The sequence below is a fragment of the Paenibacillus terreus genome (assembly GCF_042138595.1).
GTDB lineage: Bacteria > Bacillota > Bacilli > Paenibacillales > Paenibacillaceae > Paenibacillus > Paenibacillus terreus.
Map to the genome: position 1 here is coordinate 1 of NZ_JBHIRX010000023.1, position 21,282 is coordinate 21,282.

At 51.0% G+C, this 21,282-nt stretch carries 26 protein-coding genes; 6 read left to right on the plus strand and 20 right to left on the minus strand.

Features of this window, described 5'->3' with window-relative positions; translation table 11 throughout:
• Positions 1-541: 541 nt before the first annotated feature.
• From ACE5KN_RS27340 to uptA, 15 genes are all read right to left on the minus strand, one after another.
• On the minus strand, positions 542-1,420 hold the full coding sequence (locus tag ACE5KN_RS27340; protein WP_375533201.1) for a nucleotidyltransferase-like protein: 879 nt from the start codon (positions 1,418-1,420) through the stop codon (positions 542-544).
• A gap of 134 nt (positions 1,421-1,554) precedes the next feature.
• Positions 1,555-3,261 (minus strand): glycosyl hydrolase family 18 protein, encoded by a 1,707-nt coding sequence (locus ACE5KN_RS27345; protein WP_375528260.1) that lies wholly within the window; start codon positions 3,259-3,261, stop codon positions 1,555-1,557.
• A gap of 123 nt (positions 3,262-3,384) precedes the next feature.
• Entirely contained in the window at positions 3,385-3,804 is a 420-nt protein-coding gene (gene perR / locus ACE5KN_RS27350; protein ID WP_375528254.1) for a peroxide-responsive transcriptional repressor PerR, read from the minus strand.
• A gap of 70 nt (positions 3,805-3,874) precedes the next feature.
• Entirely contained in the window at positions 3,875-5,206 is a 1,332-nt protein-coding gene (locus ACE5KN_RS27355) for a DUF4097 family beta strand repeat-containing protein (protein WP_375528253.1), read from the minus strand.
• Positions 5,207-5,210: 4 nt separating this feature from the next.
• Positions 5,211-5,801 carry a hypothetical protein gene (locus tag ACE5KN_RS27360; RefSeq protein WP_375528252.1) on the minus strand — a complete coding sequence of 197 codons (591 nt, stop codon included), beginning with the start codon at positions 5,799-5,801 and terminating at the stop codon, positions 5,211-5,213.
• A gap of 170 nt (positions 5,802-5,971) precedes the next feature.
• Complete coding sequence (locus ACE5KN_RS27365) at positions 5,972-6,685, minus strand: MgtC/SapB family protein (protein WP_375528251.1); 714 nt, start codon at positions 6,683-6,685, stop codon at positions 5,972-5,974.
• A 66-nt stretch (positions 6,686-6,751) separates the two neighbouring features.
• Positions 6,752-7,225, minus strand: coding sequence for a GNAT family N-acetyltransferase (locus tag ACE5KN_RS27370; RefSeq protein ID WP_375528250.1), 474 nt, complete (start codon positions 7,223-7,225; stop codon positions 6,752-6,754).
• An 85-nt stretch (positions 7,226-7,310) separates the two neighbouring features.
• A complete protein-coding gene (gene gatB, locus ACE5KN_RS27375) occupies positions 7,311-8,753 on the minus strand; it encodes an Asp-tRNA(Asn)/Glu-tRNA(Gln) amidotransferase subunit GatB (protein WP_375528249.1) in 1,443 nt (480 codons plus the stop codon).
• 26 nt (positions 8,754-8,779) lie between these two features.
• Positions 8,780-10,237 carry an Asp-tRNA(Asn)/Glu-tRNA(Gln) amidotransferase subunit GatA gene (gene gatA / locus ACE5KN_RS27380; RefSeq protein WP_375528248.1) on the minus strand — a complete coding sequence of 486 codons (1,458 nt, stop codon included), beginning with the start codon at positions 10,235-10,237 and terminating at the stop codon, positions 8,780-8,782.
• A 27-nt stretch (positions 10,238-10,264) separates the two neighbouring features.
• Positions 10,265-10,552 carry an Asp-tRNA(Asn)/Glu-tRNA(Gln) amidotransferase subunit GatC gene (gatC, locus tag ACE5KN_RS27385; RefSeq protein ID WP_375528247.1) on the minus strand — a complete coding sequence of 96 codons (288 nt, stop codon included), beginning with the start codon at positions 10,550-10,552 and terminating at the stop codon, positions 10,265-10,267.
• A gap of 268 nt (positions 10,553-10,820) precedes the next feature.
• Positions 10,821-11,198: an ATPase gene (locus ACE5KN_RS27390; protein WP_375528246.1), complete on the minus strand. Its 378-nt coding sequence runs from the start codon at positions 11,196-11,198 to the stop codon at positions 10,821-10,823.
• A gap of 109 nt (positions 11,199-11,307) precedes the next feature.
• Positions 11,308-11,505, minus strand: coding sequence for a hypothetical protein (locus ACE5KN_RS27395; RefSeq protein WP_375528245.1), 198 nt, complete (start codon positions 11,503-11,505; stop codon positions 11,308-11,310).
• A 219-nt stretch (positions 11,506-11,724) separates the two neighbouring features.
• The gene (locus ACE5KN_RS27400; RefSeq protein ID WP_375528244.1) at positions 11,725-12,351 is read right to left on the minus strand and encodes an MBL fold metallo-hydrolase; all 627 of its coding nucleotides are present in this window, start codon (positions 12,349-12,351) and stop codon (positions 11,725-11,727) included.
• A 3-nt stretch (positions 12,352-12,354) separates the two neighbouring features.
• Positions 12,355-12,924, minus strand: coding sequence for a thioredoxin family protein (locus ACE5KN_RS27405; protein ID WP_375528243.1), 570 nt, complete (start codon positions 12,922-12,924; stop codon positions 12,355-12,357).
• A gap of 1 nt (position 12,925) precedes the next feature.
• Positions 12,926-13,540 (minus strand): undecaprenyl phosphate transporter UptA, encoded by a 615-nt coding sequence (uptA, locus tag ACE5KN_RS27410; protein ID WP_375528242.1) that lies wholly within the window; start codon positions 13,538-13,540, stop codon positions 12,926-12,928.
• A gap of 163 nt (positions 13,541-13,703) precedes the next feature.
• Here uptA and ACE5KN_RS27415 point away from each other — a divergent pair, with 163 nt between their 5' ends.
• Positions 13,704-14,027, plus strand: a complete 324-nt coding sequence (locus ACE5KN_RS27415) for a dehydrogenase (RefSeq protein ID WP_375528241.1) — start codon at positions 13,704-13,706, stop codon at positions 14,025-14,027.
• 50 nt (positions 14,028-14,077) lie between these two features.
• Here the strand turns inward: ACE5KN_RS27415 and ACE5KN_RS27420 are convergent, their stop codons facing one another.
• The 4 genes from ACE5KN_RS27420 to yyaC form a co-directional block, all read right to left on the minus strand.
• Positions 14,078-15,232: a class I SAM-dependent methyltransferase gene (locus ACE5KN_RS27420; RefSeq protein WP_375528259.1), complete on the minus strand. Its 1,155-nt coding sequence runs from the start codon at positions 15,230-15,232 to the stop codon at positions 14,078-14,080.
• 63 nt (positions 15,233-15,295) lie between these two features.
• Positions 15,296-15,985, minus strand: a complete 690-nt coding sequence (locus ACE5KN_RS27425; RefSeq protein ID WP_375533202.1) for a DUF6483 family protein — start codon at positions 15,983-15,985, stop codon at positions 15,296-15,298.
• Positions 15,986-16,121: 136 nt separating this feature from the next.
• Positions 16,122-16,916: an alpha/beta fold hydrolase gene (locus ACE5KN_RS27430; RefSeq protein WP_375528239.1), complete on the minus strand. Its 795-nt coding sequence runs from the start codon at positions 16,914-16,916 to the stop codon at positions 16,122-16,124.
• Between the two features lie 2 nt (positions 16,917-16,918).
• Positions 16,919-17,488 carry a spore protease YyaC gene (gene yyaC, locus ACE5KN_RS27435; RefSeq protein WP_375528258.1) on the minus strand — a complete coding sequence of 190 codons (570 nt, stop codon included), beginning with the start codon at positions 17,486-17,488 and terminating at the stop codon, positions 16,919-16,921.
• A 156-nt stretch (positions 17,489-17,644) separates the two neighbouring features.
• Here yyaC and ACE5KN_RS27440 point away from each other — a divergent pair, with 156 nt between their 5' ends.
• From ACE5KN_RS27440 to ACE5KN_RS27460, 5 genes are all read left to right on the plus strand, one after another.
• Positions 17,645-17,869: a DUF1128 domain-containing protein gene (locus ACE5KN_RS27440; RefSeq protein ID WP_355322092.1), complete on the plus strand. Its 225-nt coding sequence runs from the start codon at positions 17,645-17,647 to the stop codon at positions 17,867-17,869.
• Positions 17,870-18,226: 357 nt separating this feature from the next.
• A complete protein-coding gene (locus ACE5KN_RS27445) occupies positions 18,227-18,916 on the plus strand; it encodes a phosphatase PAP2 family protein (RefSeq protein ID WP_375528238.1) in 690 nt (229 codons plus the stop codon).
• Positions 18,917-19,028: 112 nt separating this feature from the next.
• Complete coding sequence (locus tag ACE5KN_RS27450; protein ID WP_375528257.1) at positions 19,029-19,286, plus strand: GlsB/YeaQ/YmgE family stress response membrane protein; 258 nt, start codon at positions 19,029-19,031, stop codon at positions 19,284-19,286.
• Between the two features lie 50 nt (positions 19,287-19,336).
• Positions 19,337-19,780, plus strand: a complete 444-nt coding sequence (locus ACE5KN_RS27455; protein ID WP_375528237.1) for a YtxH domain-containing protein — start codon at positions 19,337-19,339, stop codon at positions 19,778-19,780.
• Between the two features lie 25 nt (positions 19,781-19,805).
• A complete protein-coding gene (locus ACE5KN_RS27460; protein ID WP_375528236.1) occupies positions 19,806-20,153 on the plus strand; it encodes a DUF5665 domain-containing protein in 348 nt (115 codons plus the stop codon).
• A 138-nt stretch (positions 20,154-20,291) separates the two neighbouring features.
• Here the strand turns inward: ACE5KN_RS27460 and ACE5KN_RS27465 are convergent, their stop codons facing one another.
• Complete coding sequence (locus ACE5KN_RS27465) at positions 20,292-21,266, minus strand: magnesium transporter CorA family protein (protein WP_375528235.1); 975 nt, start codon at positions 21,264-21,266, stop codon at positions 20,292-20,294.
• Between the last annotated feature and the right edge of the window lie 16 nt (positions 21,267-21,282).

Genomic DNA, 21,282 nt, shown 5'->3' on the forward strand with positions numbered 1-21,282 from the left:
CCGCCAGCGTTCGTCCTGAGCCAGGATCAAACTCTCCAATAAAGATCATCCGAAGGATGATCGCCCTGCATTCCATTCGGTCCATCTCGAATTGAGCGGATGAATCGATTGCAGCCTATCGAAAGAGCGATTAAGCTCATTTGAATCTGACGAGATTCATATCTCATTTTTGCTCCGCCATTTATTCTGTCAGAGACAGGAACCAAATGGCTTCGCGGGTCGGTTTTACGATGTAAAACCTACTCACTCGTTGTTCAGTTTTCAAAGATCAAACACTTGTTTTTTCTCATCACCGCATCTCAGCGGCGACTTTTATAATATATCATACCCTCGCGCGTTACGTCAACAACTTTTTTTAAAAATCATTTTTACAAAAACGTAAGTTGTTATATTCCATGATCCATAGTGCGCAAAAGCGAATTTTAATTTAACATGCATTTCACCGAAGAGTCAACCTTTTATTTTGCATCTTTCTTCAACCTGCAATCCCTTCTCAAATCAAAAGAGAGCAGTCCGAATCAACCGCTCTCTTTCTCATCATTTAATTAGCTGTATAACACAACTCTTTCCCGCATTCATTGGAGGAATTTCTCCGTACCGTGGTTTCTTTAACATAAGACCGGTAAACGAGCTTGCGCAGAACCAGAGGAAGCTCATATTGAACATGCTTCAACTCCGGATGATTGAGCAACTCATGGATGGACCATGGTTCGCTGCGGCTTCGGAGTATTTTGAACAACAGAGCGGAACAATCCGCCATCTTCGACATGACTGAGAATTCACAGGCCAACAAAACAAGCTCAACCCGCTGCTCTACCGTTTCCGTGCTTATGATCAGCTCTTCGTACAGCTTATAGACCGATTTGTCCATTAAGCGGACCTGACTCAGCACATTGGGGGATGGCATGGCGCCACGTTCAATTATCTCGATACTCGCCCAGTGTTGAAGAGCGTTAAGGACACTGTGATAAGCATCAAGCACAGAGCCTTCCTTAAGATACCTTTTGGCATCCACATAATCTTTAAGAAAAAGGGCAAACTCATGAAAAAGCTTCTGTTCACGCATTTGACCGTCAAACTCCCTAATTTCCTGACGCAGGAGCTGAATTTTATTGCCGGATTCCCAAATAATATCACCTTCCAGCAGGTAAAACACCAGATCGCACTGTTCTCCCGCGATCAGCCAGTGCCATAGACGTGATAACGCAACGTGGAGAATTTGACAACGCATTTCTCCAAGCTTAACGTGCTTAAGAGGCCTCTCAGGTGCTTCAGATTCACAAACAACTAATATAAATACTTCAAAATCATGAATGATGGACCCCATAAACTGATTTCCTGATTTATGATATACAATGGCACCAATGGTATCTTTCTCTAACAAATCAACGGACAGCAAATCTACACTAGTTAACTGCACGTCACCCTCCATACCAATGAAGCGGGCATACCGCTATATAAAAGTTTTATTATTATTTCTACATACTCACCCCAGTTCCTTCTTAACTTGTCAGACATAATTTCGAACCGGAACATGCAGTGCTGCGTATTTTTTTACTTTGTATTGAATGTTTTCAGTACGTCCCAGGCGTCATCACTGGCAAAACTTCGATTCCAAACCCCAATGCCCCCCAATTGAAGAGATTGAGCAAGCTCCACTCTGGACTTTAATGAGTTCTTATCTTCCAACCAGATCTTCTTGAGCACACCGTTCTCTTTGTATTCCACATAGTTCTGTTGCTCTTTCTCCAAAAATTCAGGCTTAAGCTTCTGTTCTTTTATAATTTCAGCAGCGCTTTCCATTCCGATGGCTTTGGAGCTGACTTTAGTCTCGCCGTCCTTCTTCTCCTCAGACCAAATCCGTGTATAAAGCGGAATACCAAGCACCAGTTTTTCAGGGGGAACGCCATCCTCATCAATGATCCGTCTAACCGAGTTCTCAGTCCATGGAAGGGAAGCAACCGATCCAGCTTCCGGGCTTGATGCCCAGTGCTCATCATACGCCATGACCATCATATAATCCGTGAGTTTCCCTAAAGAGGCACGGTCCAGGAATACTGACCACAGCTCGCTATCGGATTTTGGGGTTACATCTATCGACAAAATCAGATCATTTGCCCGTGCCAGCGGCTTTAGCTCTCTTATGAATTGAGTGACATTGGCTCCATCCTTGGTATACACATTTTCAAAATCGATATTGATGCCATCGAGATCATACTGCTTCGCTAAAGCGATGGTCTTTTTGATAATTCCCATACGCCGTTCATAAGTGGATAACGCACCGGACGTAAGATCCGGATCAAAGCCGTTGCTGAGCAGCCCCCATACCTCCTTTCCGCGATGATGTGCCCACAGCACATATCTCGGATCGGCTTTATCTTCTATATCTCCCTCTTCGCTTGCGATGCTGAACCAGGTCGGACTCACCACATTGACCCCCGGAAGCTGGCCGATGCCCGCCGGATCAGGATTTCGCGAATACACTGCTTCCCAAGCCAGATTTACAGCTTTACCCTTCCACTTCTTTTCCGAAACAGACAAGCTCTCTTCCTGAGCCTTCACCTTCCTTGTTCCATCAAGGGTGACATGATCCGACTGTACATATCCTGTGTAACCGTTATCCAATTGGGCGTAGTACCAGCCGTTCTCCTGACCCCACAACTGAACTGCTGCCCCTTGGGTCATATCCTCCACGATAGGAGCATAGTTGGAAGGCCTTGTCCGCAGAGCAACGCTAGAACTTCGTCCCCCCACTTTCACCTTGCCAAGGTCGACACTTTCCCCCGCCCTCATAAGCATGACTGCTCCGGTTGCGGTGTTCTCCTGTATTTCAGTGCCGTAAATCTTCTGGACCGAATCATATGGCACATAGATCTCATTATTGATTTCAGCGACTGCCCTGCTAGGCGTATATACCTCCCCGTTCAGCTCCCCCTTCTCCTTATCCTCCGACAGGTAAAGCACCTGCTGGCGGGTCGCCATAATGACCGATTCCGAGCTTTCTTCATAACGCGCTGAATCATCAATATATTCTTCTATGAACGAAAACGGCAGCATTAAGTCCTCTCCTGTGCCCTCCGCTGTGAAATCTGTTATTTTTCCTTCAACAAAAATGGGCTTGTGCGACCGCCGATCCGGTTTTTCGTGGAGCGGATTCCCCCACAATAACACCGCCGCTGTGCAGGCACCCGCTGCAATCAACAGTAAACCGACAATTCCTTTACGCCCCCGCCGTCGTCCATGTCTATCCTTCCGTTTCATTCTGGACAATTATAATCCCCCATCTGATCACAGTGTCGCATTTAAGCAGTGAAAACAAAAAAACGTGCGCAAATTCATTCAAACATGAATTTCCACACGTTTCATTTTAAGGGAAGCTGGTGTCTACCTGCAAGATTTGCACAGCCCATACAGTTCCAGCCTGTGCCCATGAACTTCAAAGCCCGTTTCCTCGGCCGCGAATTTCTCCACTTCCAGCAGGGAAGGATAGCTGAAATCCTCAATCTTGCCGCATTTCTCACAAACAATATGATAGTGGTCCGATATATTGGCATCATAACGGCTGGAGTTGTCTCCATACGTCAATTCATGCACCATGCCTGCTTCGAGGAAGACCTTCAGATTGTTATATACTGTTGCAACGCTCATGCTTGGAAATTGGGGCTCCAATGCGCGGTAGATTTCATCAGCCGTAGGGTGCCCCATGGATTCCATTAAATAATTCAATATCGCATGGCGCTGGGGCGTTATGCGTACACCTGTATTTTTCAATTGTTGCAACGCATGCTCGACACGTGTTGCCATCATGCCCACCGCCTTAATTGGTTCCTGATCCTAGTGCTAAAGACATTGTAAAGTGAACCCAAGATTTTTGTCAACGCAGCGTTCCTTCATCCTTCGGTGTCTCAAGCGAAGGAGTGAACTCCGGCTGTGCCATCTCTGAGGAGCGTACCGTAAGGTCGCTGTTGCCTTCCACGAGCAAACTGTACTGTCCATCGCCGACTTGTCCGGACACCTTTTTCCCATCTACCTCAAAGGGAGCATCGGCATAGATATCACCATAACTGCTTGAACCCTCCAGCCTGAAGCTTCCGAGAACAGGCAGACGAAGTGTGATATCCCCTACGGCGCTATACACATTCCAGTTGCCGCCAACTTTGTTGGACTGCACCACGATTCCACCGTTCAAAGAGCTGGCATCCACATTCCACGCGGCGCCGTTAATGCCGATATTGCCATTTTTGGTATCGGTCTTAATATCTCCTTCCGTTCTGGCAACCTGGATGTCGCCGACGAGCGTGTTCAGCGTGGTTGAGCCCGAAATATCTCCCGCAAACATATTGCCGCGGTTGGTACTCATTTCTATATTACCCGTAACCCCATGGACATTAACCGTCCCGTTTAACGTCGTTCCCCGTATATCCCCTATCATCTCGTTGACCGTAAGGTTGCCGTTGCCGCTCTGCAAGGATATGGAATGGATCGCATTTACTCCAGTTAGCGTAATGTCCCCATTGGATGTCCGAATATCCATATCGAAACGGCGATCCTCTGGCAGGACAATCTCTATATTCATTAGCGGCTGCCTTTTGCCGGATGATCCGTAACCTTGCGCCGCCGTCCAGATCCGAATCGTATTCCCGTTGGAGGCTTGCAGCGAGGAGGCTTTTGCAATCGCCTTGGCCTCCTCCGCGGTCACCTGGTCAACCCACATTGTCGCGTGAACTTCCACATCCTGAACCGCTGCTCTGCGTACAGTAATATCCCCGTTGACCCCTTCGACCTGCAAGTCCGACGTCTGCATTCCGACAGGCACAAGCACACTGCCTTTATCAATACGGTTGCCTTTCTCCTCACTGAAGTCCATAGACGCGGCAGTCAGATTAAGGCTGACCCTATTCCATAAATACATGTAATGCTCCTGCTGGGTTACTATAAAAACGGAAGCACACAGGAGCACCGACATCAGCAAACCTTTCAGATCGAGTCTGAAAAGCCGATTCCCTTTAAAAGCAGCCAATCTGCGTACAGTTCGCCAGCAAAAAAGAAGATATTCCAGCCCCAGGCTCACGAAGAGCAAAGGCCACCATGTCAGCAATTCCATCATATGGTCAGTGCTCTGTATCAGGTCTGCAAATAACAGAACCCCCACGGATAGAAGAAGGAGAGAGGCAGTGTACCGCCCAACTCTGATTTTACGCTGCATACTGCTATGTCCCTCCTTTCCGGGAGGATCTGCTTCTCCGAAGGGATACACCAAGCTCGCGAACAAACATAATCACACCAATGATAACCAGTAAAAAGGCCAACAGATAAAATCCGTAATCCGCCAAAAAATACTCCAGCCAGCGCGGCCTCATCCGGAAAAGAATCATCATGGCTCCGCCCGCCACCAGCAGCAAGGAAAACAAAATCCCCGTTTCCCACGTCTCGTAGCGGCTCCGCTCTTGTCCAGCCTGGCTATGAATCGTGATGCGTCGGGGCTTTCGTTTATGAAAAATAATATAATCTGCCGATTGCAGCGCATCATAGACGTTATAGAAATAAAGAACAGGAATGAACATGCCCAATAGAACAAGCAGCGGCACATTGATCCGCATGACTGCTGAGGATACGTACAGCATAGCTGAAAGATCCAGGAGCAGCAGCACAATAAAAGTCACGCCTCTCATAAACAGACCCATAAAAAGATGACCTGCGCCCGGAAGCAAGGCAGCCAGCACGACAGCAGCAAGCTTCCGCAAGCGCGGCCGCAGCTTCCCCGTCCGCCGTGTGTGATTCCGTGAAATCTCGGGATTCATAGCAACCCTCCTGGGCTTCTTACTTGTGATATTAGGAAGCCGTTTCTGCAAATTTTATACTTTCTGATACTTTAAAATAGTACCCTATTCTTTTCTGCGAGTAACTGGCAAAAATCTGGGACAAGCAAAAAAGACCCCGCTTCTGCGGGATCGAAAGGGATACAGCTCTTCTATTCTACGGTTACAGCGGAAATATCCTCCCATTGCCGCAGTGCGGCCGAAATGCGGAGAGGATCAAATCCCGGCCGGGCCAGTACTTCCAGTGAAACCTCCACATTCCGCCCCTCGGGATGAAATTCATGAAAGGGGACGTTGTCATGCTCTTTAATGGACACTTTTTTCACCTGGATCTGCTCCTGCTCGAGAAACGAGGATACCTGATCCAGCAGACCCGGCGATGACAAGCCGTACAGCGTGATGAGGTGAACCTTTTGTCCCTTCAAATAACGCTGCTCCAGCTTATTCAATGTCCATAAATTAATCAGCACCAATATCGTGGACATCACAGAGGCAAAATAAAAGCCCGCCCCGGTGCCCAGCCCTATGGCCGCCACCACCCAAATGGAAGCGGCGGTCGTCAAGCCTGTTATGCTCTTCCCCGTAAACAGGATCGTGCCTGCCCCAAGAAAACCCACGCCCGTAATCACAGCCGTGGCCAGACGGGCCGGATCAATCCGCACATTCGGTTCCTTCAAAAAATCAGCAAAGCCGTATATGGACAGCATCATGATCAAGGAAGATCCCAAACAGACCAAAATATGCGTCCGCAAGCCTGCCGCGTGATTGGACCGCTCCCGCTCGAAGCCGATCAGCCCTCCGAGCAGCATCGCAACCAGCAGCCGCAGCATAATATGCGTATTATCGATCAACCATGGATTCCCCAACTCCGGTTCCTCCTTCTACCTGTTGCGCAGTATTGTGACGGAATCGGATTTTCATAAAGCTTCCGTTCAGACATGTAAATTCATATTATTCAGATGGAACGTCTTTAATTCCACACCCGGGGCAATTTGCTGCACCGCTACAGGACGAAACCCGTATTTCTGATACAGGGAAACCGCAGGTGTGTTCAAGGTGCCCGTGGAGACAATGAACAGTGGAACATCCCGATGCTGCTCCAGTACATGCTCAATCAGCGACCCGGCAATTCCTTTCCGAAAATGCGCAGGATGAACCATCATCCTGGAGATGGTGAGCGAGCCGGGCTGCTCCGCCTCCGTTGCGATGGCGCCGATAATCTCTTCATCCTCGTTAACAGCTCCGTAAAATTGTTCGCCACAGACGCGCAGCGTGTCCATCGTGTCCAAGAGCGGCGGTATTTTATCGAATCCGATTTTCTCCGCTTCCAGACGATAAGCCACATGCTGAAGCCGCCACAGCTGCTCAAGCGTGTCATCGTCCTGCAGGGATAAAGCTCGAATCATGAATATCCCTCCTTGCCGGGGTTATGACAACAGTCTATATACAAAACGGGCTTGTCTCCATGACAAGCCCGTCCCTTTGATTGGATCAACGGTTTAGCACGTCCGCAAGCAGCTTATTGACAAGCCCGGGATTCGCTTTCCCTTTGCTTTCTTTCATGACCTGACCGACGAGGAAGCCGATTGCTTTTTGTTTGCCTGCCTTATAATCCTCCACGGATTGCGGGTTGTTGGCAACGACTTGCTCTACAATGGCCATAATGGCGCCCTCATCACTGATCTGAACCAGGCCTTTCTCCTCTACAATCTGCTGCGGAAGCTTGCCGGTCTCCAGCATTTCCTTGAAGACGGTTTTGGCAATTTTGCTGCTGATCGTCCCTTTTTCAAGCAGACCGATCATCTCGCCCAGCCCCTGTCCGGTCAGCTTTACATCAGACAGCTCCGCATTTATGCCGTTCAGATAGCCAAGCAGGTCCCCCATGATCCAGTTGGAGACTGCTTTGGCATCCTTTGTATATTGCAAGCTGTTCTCGAACAGATCCGCCAACGCCTTGGAGGAGGTGATGACGGCTGCATCGTATTCAGGCAGCCCGTATTCCGAAGTGTACCGGGTTTTGCGCTGATCCGGAAGCTCGGGAATGGAGGCACGAATGCGCTCCTTCCATTCCGAATCAATGTGCAGTGTCACAAGATCAGGATCCGGGAAGTAACGGTAATCATGCGATTCTTCCTTGCCACGCATGGCAATCGTCTTGCCCTGCGCCTCGTCCCAGCGACGGGTCTCCTGAACGACAGAACCGCCCTCTTCAAGGATCTGCTCCTGCCTGAACTGCTCATACTCCAGTCCGCGCTGAACGCCGCGGAAGGAATTCATGTTCTTGAGCTCCGCCCGTGTGCCCAGCTTCTCTTGTCCATATGGACGAAGGCTGATGTTGGCATCGCAGCGCAGGGAGCCTTCTTCCATTTTCACATCGGATACTTCACAGTACTGCATAATCGAACGCAGCTTCTCCAGATAGGCACGCGCCTCTTCCGGGGACGAAATATCCGGTTCAGACACAATTTCGACCAGCGGTGTGCCGACTCGGTTAAAGTCAACCAGCGATGCGAATCCACCGTCAACATGCGTCAGCTTGCCCGCATCCTCTTCCAGATGCAGACGGGTGATACCGATCCGCTTGGTTGTGCCGTTCACTTCAATATCGATCCAGCCATTCTCGCCAATCGGCTGATCATACTGGGATATCTGATAGGCTTTTGGTGAATCCGGATAGAAGTAGTTTTTACGGTCGAATTTACTCACGTCGCCAACTGTACAGTTCAAGGCCATAGCCGCTTTCATTGCGTATTCTACAGCCTGCCGGTTCAGCACCGGCAGCACTCCCGGATGGCCGAGACAGATGGGACAGGTATGCGAATTCGGCGGAGCTCCGAACTCCGTCGAGCATCCGCAGAAAATTTTCGATTGGGTATGAAGCTCCACATGGACCTCCAGTCCGATGACAGTTTCATACTTGGATGTTGTAGACATATCGGGATAACCTCCTTTTCTCCGGATTACAGCTGCGGCCGCTGCTTATGAAATTCCGTATTCTGCTCAAATGCATGCGCCACCCGCAGCACCTGCGCCTCGTCAAAAGGCTTGCCGATAATTTGCAGACCGACAGGCAGCCCTTCGGCAAAACCGCAAGGAATACTGATCGCAGGAACACCGGCAAGGCTCACCGGGATGGTCAAAATATCATTCAAATACATAGTTAATGGATCGTCTACCTGTGCACCCAGTTTAAAGGCCGTGGTCGGCGCGGTAGGTCCGATAATAACGTCATACTTCTCAAACACCTGGTCAAAATCACGTTTGATCAGCGTGCGCACCTTCTGTGCTTTCAAATAATACGCGTCATAATAACCGGAACTGAGCGCGTAGGTGCCAAGCATAATTCTCCGTTTCACTTCCGGCCCGAAGCCCTGCGTTCTGGATTGATGATACAGATCGAGCAGATTCTCGGGGTTGTCCGCTCGCACGCCATAACGAACCCCGTCGAAGCGGGCCAGATTGGAGGATGCCTCCGAGGAAGCAAGCAAATAGTAGGTTGCCACGGCATACTCCGTATGAGGCAGCGATACCTCTTCCCATACCGCTCCCATGCCCTCAAGCGTCTTCAACGCTTCAAGCACTCTTTCTTTCACCTGAGGATCCACGCCTTCGCCCAGATACTCCTTCGGCACGGCAATTCGCAGACCTTTCACATCACCCGTAAGGTTGGAGAGATAATCAGGCACTTCGACCTTGGCGGAGGTGGAGTCCATGGCGTCGTATCCTGCGATAGCCTGCAGCACATACGCCGAATCCTCGACATTTTTCGTAATCGGGCCGATCTGATCGAGGGAGGATGCAAAGGCGACTAGGCCAAACCGTGACACAAGCCCGTACGTAGGCTTAAGACCGACCACACCGCAATATGAGGCTGGCTGCCGGATGGAACCGCCTGTATCCGAGCCCAGCGTAAAATAAGCTTCGCCAGCGGCAACAGCAGCGGCGGAGCCTCCACTTGAACCGCCGGGAACCCGATCCAAATCCCATGGATTACGGGTTGGATAAAAGCTGGAGTTCTCGTTGGAGCCGCCCATGGCAAACTCGTCCATATTCATTTTACCCAGGGTTACGGCGTCCGCAGCATTAAGCTTCTTTACTACGGTGGCGTCATATACAGGATTAAAATTGCTCAAAAACTGGCTGGCACAGGTCGTACGCAGTCCTTCCGTCACAATATTGTCCTTAATGCCGACAGGAAGGCCAAACAGTAATCCGCGTTCCCCTCCTGAAGCGAGCCGGTCGTCCAGACGGCGGGCAGCAGCCCGTGCCCCTTCCTCATCAACGGTAAGGTAAGCCTTTACTTTCTCGTCGCGGGCTTCAATATTTTTCACAGCCTCGTCAACCAGATCCGTGACTGAAACGTCCTTGCTGTTCAGCCTGTTATGCAATTCCGGCAGCGTGTTATCAAACAAACTCAACTCAAACGTCCTCCTTTCGCCTTAGGGCTATTCCAGTATCGCAGGTACCTTAAACTGTCCGTCTTCCTCTTCGGGAGCGTTGCGCATCACCTGCTCCAGTGCCAGGCTCGGGCGTACCTCGTCTTCCCGCATGACATTGCTTACATGCAGCACATGAGTCGTCGGCTCCACATTGTCCGTATCAAGTTCATTCAGCTTTTCCGCATAATGCAGGATCGCATTTAATTGCTCGGTCATGAGCTCCTCTTCCGCAGAGGTCAGGTTCAATCGCGACAGCTTGGCCACGTGGCGTACGTTTTCCAAAGAAATGTTCATGCCGTGTTTGCCTCCTTTGTGTATGTAAAGCGCTAAATTCAGGAATTATGCTTACCCGCCGGGCAGCCCTGTCCGCTTAGTCATAAAATAGAGGGAGAAATCCTCCGTGCTTTAAAATAACGTTTTAATTATAGGTTAGAACGTTTTACAATTCAATGTCGCGGGGCAAAAGTGTTGATCCGGCATCAGCCTGTCCGTCCCGCAAAAATTAAAAGGGCTGCCGGGTCTGGCCCGGCAGCCACAGAACCGGCCTGAGCCGGCGGTTAAATCAAATCCATGCGCGTAAATTAACCTGCTTGATAAAATCCGATTGTGATAATGATTCCGCTGCGGTTTCTTCTTCCTTCTTGTCCATTCCACCGTTCATAACACTGCGGAACAATTGCTCATTGTGAGTAGCAAGGGCATAATCTATCAAAGCTTCGCGTTCGACCCTTTCAGCTTCTCGCTTCAGCATTTGTGTCTCGAGTTCCACGTCTCCGGCTGGAACAAAGAAATTCCGGTTGACCTTCGGCACACGGATAACATAATCAAAAGCGTTATCCGGGTTCCGGTCATAGGCGATAACATAACCGTGTTCCCCAACAGGAAGATTCTGCTCAAAGGCATCCGCGACGATCATTATTTTCTCCCCTAAACGATACATCGTCTACCTCCTGGCTGTCTTAGTTATCTGTTTAGTCTACTAAAAAACGATCAAAATGTCTATGAGCAAATTCAATTGATTCCAAGTGAATTTGTGACCCTTCCTTACGTTAACGTCTGAACCGGTGCCGCATCAGCCTGCGCTGCCAAGGCTGCCCGCTCAAGCCTCCACGCCGTTTAACATGCTTCCAGCCCGCCGGGGTTTCTGTATTACACTGCTCCGTTCTGCGCCCTGCAGAGACAATCTGCGGATACGGACATATTGCATTTCTTATTTCCTCCGCGATAGGCGAAACCTGCCGTTCCAATAGCTTCCCCTCCAGAAAATACAAAAAGAATGCTTTGCTACAAAACGTTACCCCGAAAAAAAGACAAAAAAAGAACGCAAACCGGGATTAATTCCTCAGTCTGCGTGCTTCGCGGATTGTTATGTAACTTCTAAACGTTATATTAGCAAACCGTGCAGCTCTTGTCCAGAAGGTTTTTGAAAAAAACGGCGGGTTTTGACGAATATTTTATCTTCCCTGTCAGCGGATATACGGATTGTTTACTTTTTCATAGCCAATCGTTGTTTTTGGTCCATGTCCCGGGTACACCGTCACTTCGTCATCCAGCTGATACAATCGGTGCACCGAATCAATAAGATCCCTTTCTCTGCCACCCGGCAGGTCAGTGCGCCCTACACCCATCCGGAACAGTACATCGCCGCCGAACAGGTCCTTGCCGCAGTGAAAGCTCACACTGCCCGGGGAGTGCCCGGGTGTATGGTATACCTTAAACTGATGGCCAATCAGCTCCAGAATCTGCCCCTCACCGAGATCATACTCGGCCGGTGCCGCTGTAACCGGCTGCGAGATTTGCGGCCACATGAGAGAACCGTTCAGCTTGGGCGAAGTCATCCACTCCTGCTCAAGCGGATGGAGATACACCGGACAGCCTGCGGCCCGGCGTACCTCATCGACTCCTGCCATATGATCGAAATGCGCATGCGTAAGCAAAATCGCTTCAATGGTCAAACCTTCAATTGCTCTGATCAGGGAGCCGGGATTCATCCCCGGATCGATAATAAGGCCGCGGCCCGTATCCTTGTCCTGCACAAGATAAGCGTTCGTCTGCAGGGGACCAAGATTGAATGAACGGATGGTTAATGCCATGGCTTACAACCCCGAGATGAGCTCGCGCAGCTCTTTCACAATGACACCGTGAATCTCGGTTCCTTCCCCGTATCTGGCACGAATCTCCGCGCGGGCAGCGTCCAGCTTATCCTGATAGTCCGGCGCTTCGCGGTCGGGATTTTCTTTTTTGAACTGAACCATAACCTCCTGAACATGCGCAGGGCGAGGTCCCCAATGGCCAAGCACATGCCCTCCGGTATCCGCAAAAATAACGATAGGGATGGAACGGCTGCCCATAGTCAGGAAATCGTTCATCAGCGCATCATGATTTTCCAGAATGAGCACCTCCGTCGGTATTCCTGCACTCTCCATGGCACGGAACACCACGGGCACACAGCGCACCACATCCCCGCACCAATCGGCAGCGAGAATCAGAACGCGCAGATCGTCGCGGTGGTTCAGACTTGCAAAATACTCGCGGTCGCTTTCATCCTTCCACGCAAACCGGTCATACCAGGAGCGGAATGCCTCCTTGTTCTTTTCCATGCTGTCCATGAATTGCTCGGGCGTGAGCCCTTTGCCGAAATATTGGGAAACATTGCTGCGAGCCATATTACACACTTCCTTTCTTGTTTTTGGAGATGATCCATTTGATAAGAAAATATGCAGCCAACAGAACTACCGCAGCCAACAGAATAGGGGTTACGTAAGGAGCAGCCTTTTCATCGATTTGTTCCCATTGGTTGCCGAGAAGCATTCCTAAATAAATAAACAATACGCTCCATGGAATAACAGCCAGCGTCGTTAAAATGATAAAACGCCATATATTCATGCGCGATATTCCCGCCGGAATGGAAATGGCATGTCTGACCACCGGAATGAAGCGGGCCGTGAAAATAACACCTGTGCCATATTTGTTAAACCAGGCTTCCGCATGATCGATATGTTTTTTGTTAATCAATATGTACTTCCCGTATTTCTCAAGCACAGGCCGGCCTCCATACCGTCCGATCCAATAAATAAACAGCTGCGCCAATACGCCGCCCACGGTTGCGAAAATTACGGCTGGTATAAATTTCACCTGCTCACTGTATACCAGAAACCCTCCGTAAGCCAGCACGATTTCACTGGGAATGACCTCCACCATTAAACCCAGCGCAATTCCTATGTATCCAAGATGTTGAATCCACTCGAACAATTGAGAAATGATATTTGAAATGATATCCATGGTTCCTCCGCTCCCTTTATGTTCTCGTCCACGGTTTATTCTATCACAGCGGCAGAACGGACTGCCACCAGCCCCGGACCTGCTTCCTGGAATATACGGCCGGGTAGCCGTCCCCGGCCTGCACGCATATCATACAATGTCCTGAAAGGAAGGAGGATGCCCATTGCCTGCCAACCATACACCAAAGCACGCGCAGGGACAATCCGCTCTGCCGACGGCACGCGGGATACGCCGGGCCTGCAGCAAGGAGCTGTATCGCACCTGCAAACGCCTCAAAACATACATTCCCCCTGATTTGGTGCGGAAGGGGGAGGAGCTGTACTGCCGCAAGGTCGCCGGGAATCTGATCTGGATCACGGAAAACGGCAGCAACCGGAAGCTGCTCTGTGATTGGTGGGACGAAGAGGTCGCACCCGAGCTTGCCGAGCTGTGGCAGGTGGAGAAGTCCGCATTATGCGCCGCCTTCCGCAGCTCCTTTGGCGGATAAGATCAGGGAAGACAAAGAGAGCGGAGCCATGTACCGGCCCCGCTCTTGCATTATTTGGATTGCGATGCTCCGGCTCCTTCCGGAAGCAAATCGGCGCACGCCCGCTCCAGATAAGGATCGGCATGCAGAAAATCACGGAACGCCGTATATTCGTTCCACAGCTTAGGGATATCTTCCTGCTGTCCTTTGACGGCCCGGATCAGGAGATTTTTGGGTGTATGCTCAAGATCAATAAACTCCAGCAGTTGTGTACGGTAACCGAGGATGTCCAGCAGCTTGGCCCGGATTCCGTCCGTAGCCAGGGCTGAGAAGCGTTCCTTTAATATTCCGTGCGACAGCATGGGCTCCATCACTTCATTGGAAATTTGATTGAAAAGCTCGTGCTGGCAGCATGGGACGGACAGAATAACTGAAGCTCCCCAGCGGACGGCCTTTTCCAGCGCCGCATCCGTTGCCGTGTCGCAGGCATGCAGTGTTACGACCATATCGACCTGGTTCAGCTCGTTATAGTCCGCAATATCCCCGACCAGAAATTTCAGATTGCGGTACTGCAGCTTGCCTGCCAGAAGATTGCAGGTTTCGATCACATCCGCTTTCAGATCGAGACCTACCACGTTCAGAGGCCTGCACTGCTGCACCGCCAAATAATGATACAGCGCAAACGTCAAGTACGATTTGCCGCAGCCGAAATCGACAATCGTCAGAGGGCGGCCTGTCGGCAAATTAGGCAGCACATCTTGAATCATTTCGAGGAAGCGGTTGATCTGCTTGAATTTATCGTATTTTCGGGCCAGCACCTTTCCTTCATCATTCATGATGCCCAGCTCGACCAGAAACGGGACAGGCTCCCCCTCCTCCAGCACATAGTGCTTTTTGCGGTTATGGGCCAGATTGACTGCAGACTTGGAGGGGGATTTGGTTAGAATCGAAACCTTGAATTTTTTGCTGATTAACACCTGGTAATCCGCCTCAGCCGTACACAGCAGGCCCTGACGGAACGTTTCTTCGAACAGGGCAGTCATGCGTTCGGTCGCTTCGGGCGGTGTCAAATTTTCGTGAGTTACCTTGTTGCTGTATACATAGGCGAACTGATAGAACAGCTTCTTCTTCAGTTCAACCGGTTTGATTTGCACCTTGGTGAAGGAGGCCTGCTCCTTCTTGCGAAGCTGGCTGAGCGTTGCCGTGATCAGCGAGCCCTCCTCCATCACCTGGTTAACAAGATTACGCAGAGATTCCAAAACAATAACCCGCTTTCTGCCTCATTAGGCCTATTCTAGCTGCAGCAGCTCTTCCTTTCCCTGCTCCGCTTCCGTGCGGGAAAGGCCGCCGCGTTCCAATTCATCATCCGGCCGCTGCAGAAGACGGTCATAGAAAGCCACCGCTTCATGAAGCAGCGGCTTCTGTTTGACGCCAAGATCAAACCATATTTCATCCGCCTGGGCGTACATGCCTTCACGCTCAAAATAAGCCGCAAGCAGCTGGTCCAGCTCCAGGGGTAAAAGATATTCCCTCACCTGCTCATGAACAGCCGCGATCCGTTCAGGCAGCCGCAGCGGCTCCATGGAGGCGCCATTCAAAGCGCTGTATACATACAAATGAAGAGCCTTCATCAGCAGCTGCAGCCCCTGATCCGGCTCTCCCATGTCCTGTCTGGTCCTTCCTGCTTCCTCTAGCAGCCGGGACGCCTGCTGCAGCTTGTCCACTTCCACTGCCCCGCCCATGCGGAACAAATCAATGATCTGTTCGGGGGGCAGCGACTCCAGCAGCGGGAGCGACAGCCTGAACCTTTTTTTCAGCAGCTCGTCCAGCCGGGCGAGCGCTTCTGTATGGCGGTTCTGCTGCCGCAAACCAAGGGCCGCGCCCACCGCTTCCGTCATTTCTTCCATCATGCGGAGTAAATAATCTCTTCTGAACACGACCAAATCCCGTCCTTTCACACCGGCAGCTTCATGCCCCATGCCGGAACTGCAAGCCCTCTTTTGTTGATTGTAGATCAATCCGCCGCAAAAGCCAAATAGCTCCCTGTCCCCCAGGGGAAAAAGAAAGCCGGAAAGAGTAGCTCTTCCCGGTTACGCCGTACATTCGTGTTCAGTTTTACCCGGCAAGTCCTTCCAGAAAACCCTTGATCACCTTAGCCAGTTCCTGCGGCGCCTCCATCATGCTCATATGCCCCGCCCCGCTGATGATGCTCTGCTGAATGTTCGACTTATCCGCGGTAAAGGTGCGCGCGGCAGGGACCACCTGATCATGCTCTCCGGCTACAAGCAACACCGGCAGAGGTGTGGCTGTCAGCACATCTCGCCGGTCGGGCCGTTCACGCATAGCCAGGGCCGCTCCGGCCGCTCCCTGCGGAGGAGTCGCATAACCGATCTCCTTGGCCTTGATCACCTTGTCCGCCATTGTCTCAAGATGCTGCGGGGCAAACAGCCCCGGCACCATGCCGTCAACAAAAGCCGTTATGCCTTCCGTTTCGATCGTGGATACGGCTTTGAGGCGCTTTTCTTTGCCCTCCTCCGTATCTTCATGCGCCGTGGAATGGATCAGCCCAAAGGCGTGAAACCGTTCCGGATGCCGCTGCACAGCGGACAGTGCAACATATCCGCCCATGGAGTGGCCAAACAGCGAAGCTTGGGGAATATCAAGCTCCATTAGAAGGTTAAGGACATCATCCGCCATTTCTTCCATGGAATAAGCCCCTTTAGGTGCATCCGACTGCCCATGCCCTCGTAAATCCGGCACGATGCAGCGGTAATGAGTGGACAGAAGCGGAATCACGTCGTCCCAATAAGCCGAGCTGCCGCAAAATCCGTGCAGCAGCACAATGACGCTGTCGCCTTTTCCCTCATCCGCGTAATATATGGTCGTTCCTTCACACACCTTTTTATTCATGACTATCGCCCTCTTTCCAGTTCATTTTCCTGGCAGTCAGCCTGTTGGGACAGCCCAAAACCGGCGGCTGCCGCATTCGCGACACAAGCGGCCATGTTCATCACCTGATGCAGAGATGTCGTTTGCAGGGTCCAGTAAGGCTTGGGCCCCATAATGTTAACCACGCCTGCAACGCTGTAATGACCAATTGGCGGAAGCTGAAGCCCCATGGATCGCGCTGGTGCAAGCGGAGCCTCCGCAACGAGAAACAGCCCGACCGAACCCGGCTGGCCCAGGCAGGCATCAATGGCTATTATCCGCTGCTTCTCCGGAATTTGGCGGATTTCGGCTTCCAGAGTTACCGCATCACATGGAGCAGCCAGTGTGCCGATCACGTGCGGAAAGCCCTTTTCCTTCAACAGCGTGCCGGTCAGCGGCCCGAGTGCATCCCCCGTAGACCTGTCTGTTCCGATGCAGACAAAGGTCACTTCAGCTGCAGCAAACCGCTCATGGATAACGCGAAAAAAAACCGCAAGCTCGCTGCCCGGCACCCGTTTCATAACGGACGGGCCCGTTCTTCCGCCATCCGTCATTTCCCTCAACACCTTTTATATCCACCTCATCCCGTTCCGGTATTTGTTTAGATTCTAACGCATACCCGGCGGTTGAGGCAAAATAATTGGTGGCCTCTCCGCAAAACATGATACAATACTTCCAACCACCCCTTGTGAAAGGATGAATGAATACCGATGGATTTATCGCAGAGATCCCAGGCCAATGTCGAATATATGATCGAAGCTATCAAGAATAAGCTGCGCATGGCAAGCGGCGCCGCTATGCAATCCTCCGCTTTCTCCGTGGAGCAGTATGAAGATCTTCATGACATTTATGAAATGGTGATGAACAAGCCCAATCTCAGTATTTCAGAGGTTGAAGCGGTTGTTTCCGAGCTTGGACGGTTGCGCAGCTCCTGAATCGTCAAACCTGAAGCTGCTAAATTAACCACAGATTAGGCCCTGGCCGATAATCTGTGGTTTTTTTGTGCAATCCTCCTTGTGTGTGACGTGCACCCGGCTGCGTCTTGCTTTTATCATTCAAGCCACCTCCTGATCCTCGCAGGGATTACTGTAGTTTGCGGCAGTTCTCTGGGTTTTACTATAATAAAAACGTCTATCAACGTATATTCACAGAATACAGACCGCGTTTAGCAGTAGTTTTGCTTACGATTACAGGAAAGTATTACGATTCTCTTACCCGGGCTTTTCAGCCTTTAATCAAAGATTGGATAACAGCGGACTTAATGACCGAAGTACAGGAGGCTGCCAGCAAAAATGAATTTTCAGTGCACCCATTTTTACCGCTATCTTCGCCGCATTGCCCTCGCAGCGCTCATCATCCCCTTTATCCTTTGGCTGCTTGTGCTCCTCGCCAGAATGATCGGAACAGAGCCGCTGCTCCGGCTGGATGTATGGCTGCAGTCCTTGATATTTCCCGTCCCCGGTGACGTCCTTCACCGTCTTCTCCCCGCAGCCCTTTTTATTACAACGCTCGGTTCGTTCCGGTTTACCCTGCTTGCAGCGCTTGCTTTTGCCTTATGGTTCTGGCTTGGAAGAAAAAATAGCATCACCGCGTTTTCCGTTCTGGTCAGCTTTACAGCCATGTGGGTCCTGAACACCCTGGTCAAGCTGATGCTTCATCGTGACCGACCAGGCCTGCAGCATTTGACCGAAGCAGGAGGCTACAGTTTTCCCAGCGGACATGCCATGGTTGCCATGGGTTTTTACGGGACGCTCTTTGCGGTCTGGGGCATGTACAACCGCGCTCACGACCGCTCCATCTCGTTTCCTCTCGTTGCAGGTGCTTTATTGATATTGCTGATCGGTCTGAGCCGTATCTATCTTGGCGTTCATTATCCGAGCGACGTGGCGGGAGGTTATATTGCAGGAGCCCTCTGGTTGTGGCTCACAATACCTTCCTTGTATGCATGGATTCGAAACAGCGGCCCTCCGGGAAAACGGTAGGCTTGGGCGCATCATGCCACCTCGGTTCCTGTTTCAGCCGTCAGCACTGCGTTTAATACGAAGGTAAGCAAAGCAAATGATATGAGCTCTCACAAGAAGGGAGGCGTTTACCATTTGGGGCATCATTATCAGTATCGTGATGGCCGTAATTATCGGATGGATCGGCAACGCCGTGGCAGGCAATGAAATGCCGGGCGGATGGATCGGTGCGATGGTCGCGGGGTTCATCGGAGCCTGGTTGGGTGCGCTGTTATTCGGTAATTGGGGTCCGGTGATCGGCGGCTTCGCAGTCGTCCCGGCCATTATCGGAACAGCTGTCTTCGTCTTCCTGCTCGGCATGCTGTCCAGATTGCTCAAACGGGCAAGTTAAACGGATTTACACTGCGGCCTGCAGACAAATCTTGAAAAGGAGTGATTGGGATGAATAAAGCGGAAACTCAGTATCCGGTACAAAGCGGTTCCACATTTGCCAAAGGAATGTTTATCGGCGGTCTTCTGGGAGCGGCTGCTGCGTTGCTGTTCGCACCGAAGCCCGGCCGTGAGCTGCGCAGCGATCTGTCCGACAAGATGACGTCGGTAACAGACAAAACCAAAGACTACGCTGCCGTGGTAGGCACCAAGACAAAGGACGTAGCTTCCGTGGTGGGTGCCAAGGCATCGGATTTGGCCAAAACCGTGACCGCAAAAACATCCGATGTAGCCAATACCGTCGCCGAGAGCAAAGACAATGTCGCATCAACGGCAAAACAGGCTTCCGAAGAAGTGATGGAAGAAGCCGCCAAAGCGGATAAAGACATAATGAAGACTGCGGCTAAGGCAGCACAGGAAGCAAACGACGAAATAAATACGGTTTCTCGTTCTTAAAACCCAGAAAGCGGGGATAGCATTCATGAGCAAAGTCAGCGGAGAACGTATGCCAGCCTATGAGGTGGACGAGCATCCCTTTGAACTGCGCCATGAGGTCAAAAAGCTCAACACCCGGCTCGATCAATTGGCCGATGCCCTGGAAAAATCCCAGTTCCGGGATCTAGTCGAGAACTACTCCAATCCCAAAAAGCGCATTATCAGTAACTTGACGGCAGGCATCGCGAGAGGGCTGGGCTTGTCCCTTGGCACCATTTTGATTATCGCTTTGTTGGGCTGGCTGCTGTCCTTTCTCGTGCAGCTCAATCTTCCCGGCATCGGCAGCTTCCTGGCCGAGCTGCTGAAGTATGTGGAAGCAGCCAGACACAGCTAAACGATATACAGTGGATCCTCATCAACTTCTTTGATGAGGGTCCCTTTTCTTTTTTTATTGGGGGTCAACAGCGATTGTAGGAATGCTTCGTTCTCGGAGCGTCTCACAACATCAAACGGAGCACCCAGGTTAACACATCTATATGTTCCTCTCTTTTTTGCCCGCCCGCAGCAGATCCCCTGTGAAGCCTTTTTTCCTCATCCATATGTACATGCCAACCATGCTGATCACCGTCGCTATCATCACCGCCGTGAAGCCCCAGGGTGTCTTGATCCAGGGCAGATTTTCAAAATTCATGCCCCATATTGCTCCCACCACCGTTGCAGGGGTAAAGACGGCCGTTACAATCGTCAATGTCTTCGTGATTTCATTGCCCCGGAAGCCCGAGATGGCGTTATCTATAGAGATGAGCGTGTCAATCTCCCGCTCATAGTGCTCGAATAAACGCTGCATGCGTTCAACACGGTAAAGCATCCGCTGAAAGAACGGATTATCGTCCAGTGCACTGAGATACGCTTCACGTGACGCCGAAATCAGCTCCTGAAACGGTACAAACATATTGCTCCAATAAAGCAGTTCAAAGCGGGAATCCAGTATTTTGTCCATCAGCGTTCTGGCGTTGTTCTTCTTCATGCTCTCTTCCAGGGGCCGCAGGTTAAGCTCAAAATGATCCATGCCATTCTGAAAATAATGCAGCAAAATTCGTACCAGGACAAATAGCCCGTCCGCTCCGCTCTCGCCCTCGTCCAGCATGCGAATTCTATCCTCCGAGCTCATGAACATTCTGGTCCTCTGATCCAGGTTGAGTGTCACCAGCCGTCTGTCATGGACAAAAAAGTGAAACATTCTGGCATTACGGTTGCTGGTGAGACTTTCTTTCACTGAATAATGCAGCGTTCCAAAGAGCAGCGGGTCCCGTCCGTCCAGATAGTGAACGGACAAGTAGTTGGACTCCACTTCTTTAATCACTTTCAGCCATGCCGCCGTCTCGGGCATCTCTTCTTCCAGCTCAGCCAGGATCGGGCTTGACCATCCATCGCTTTCAATGTCCCACCATTCCCATGCTCCTTGATTGAACTTATGTTTATGTTGTTCCAGAACACGCTTGCTCAAAAATTCCACTCCATCC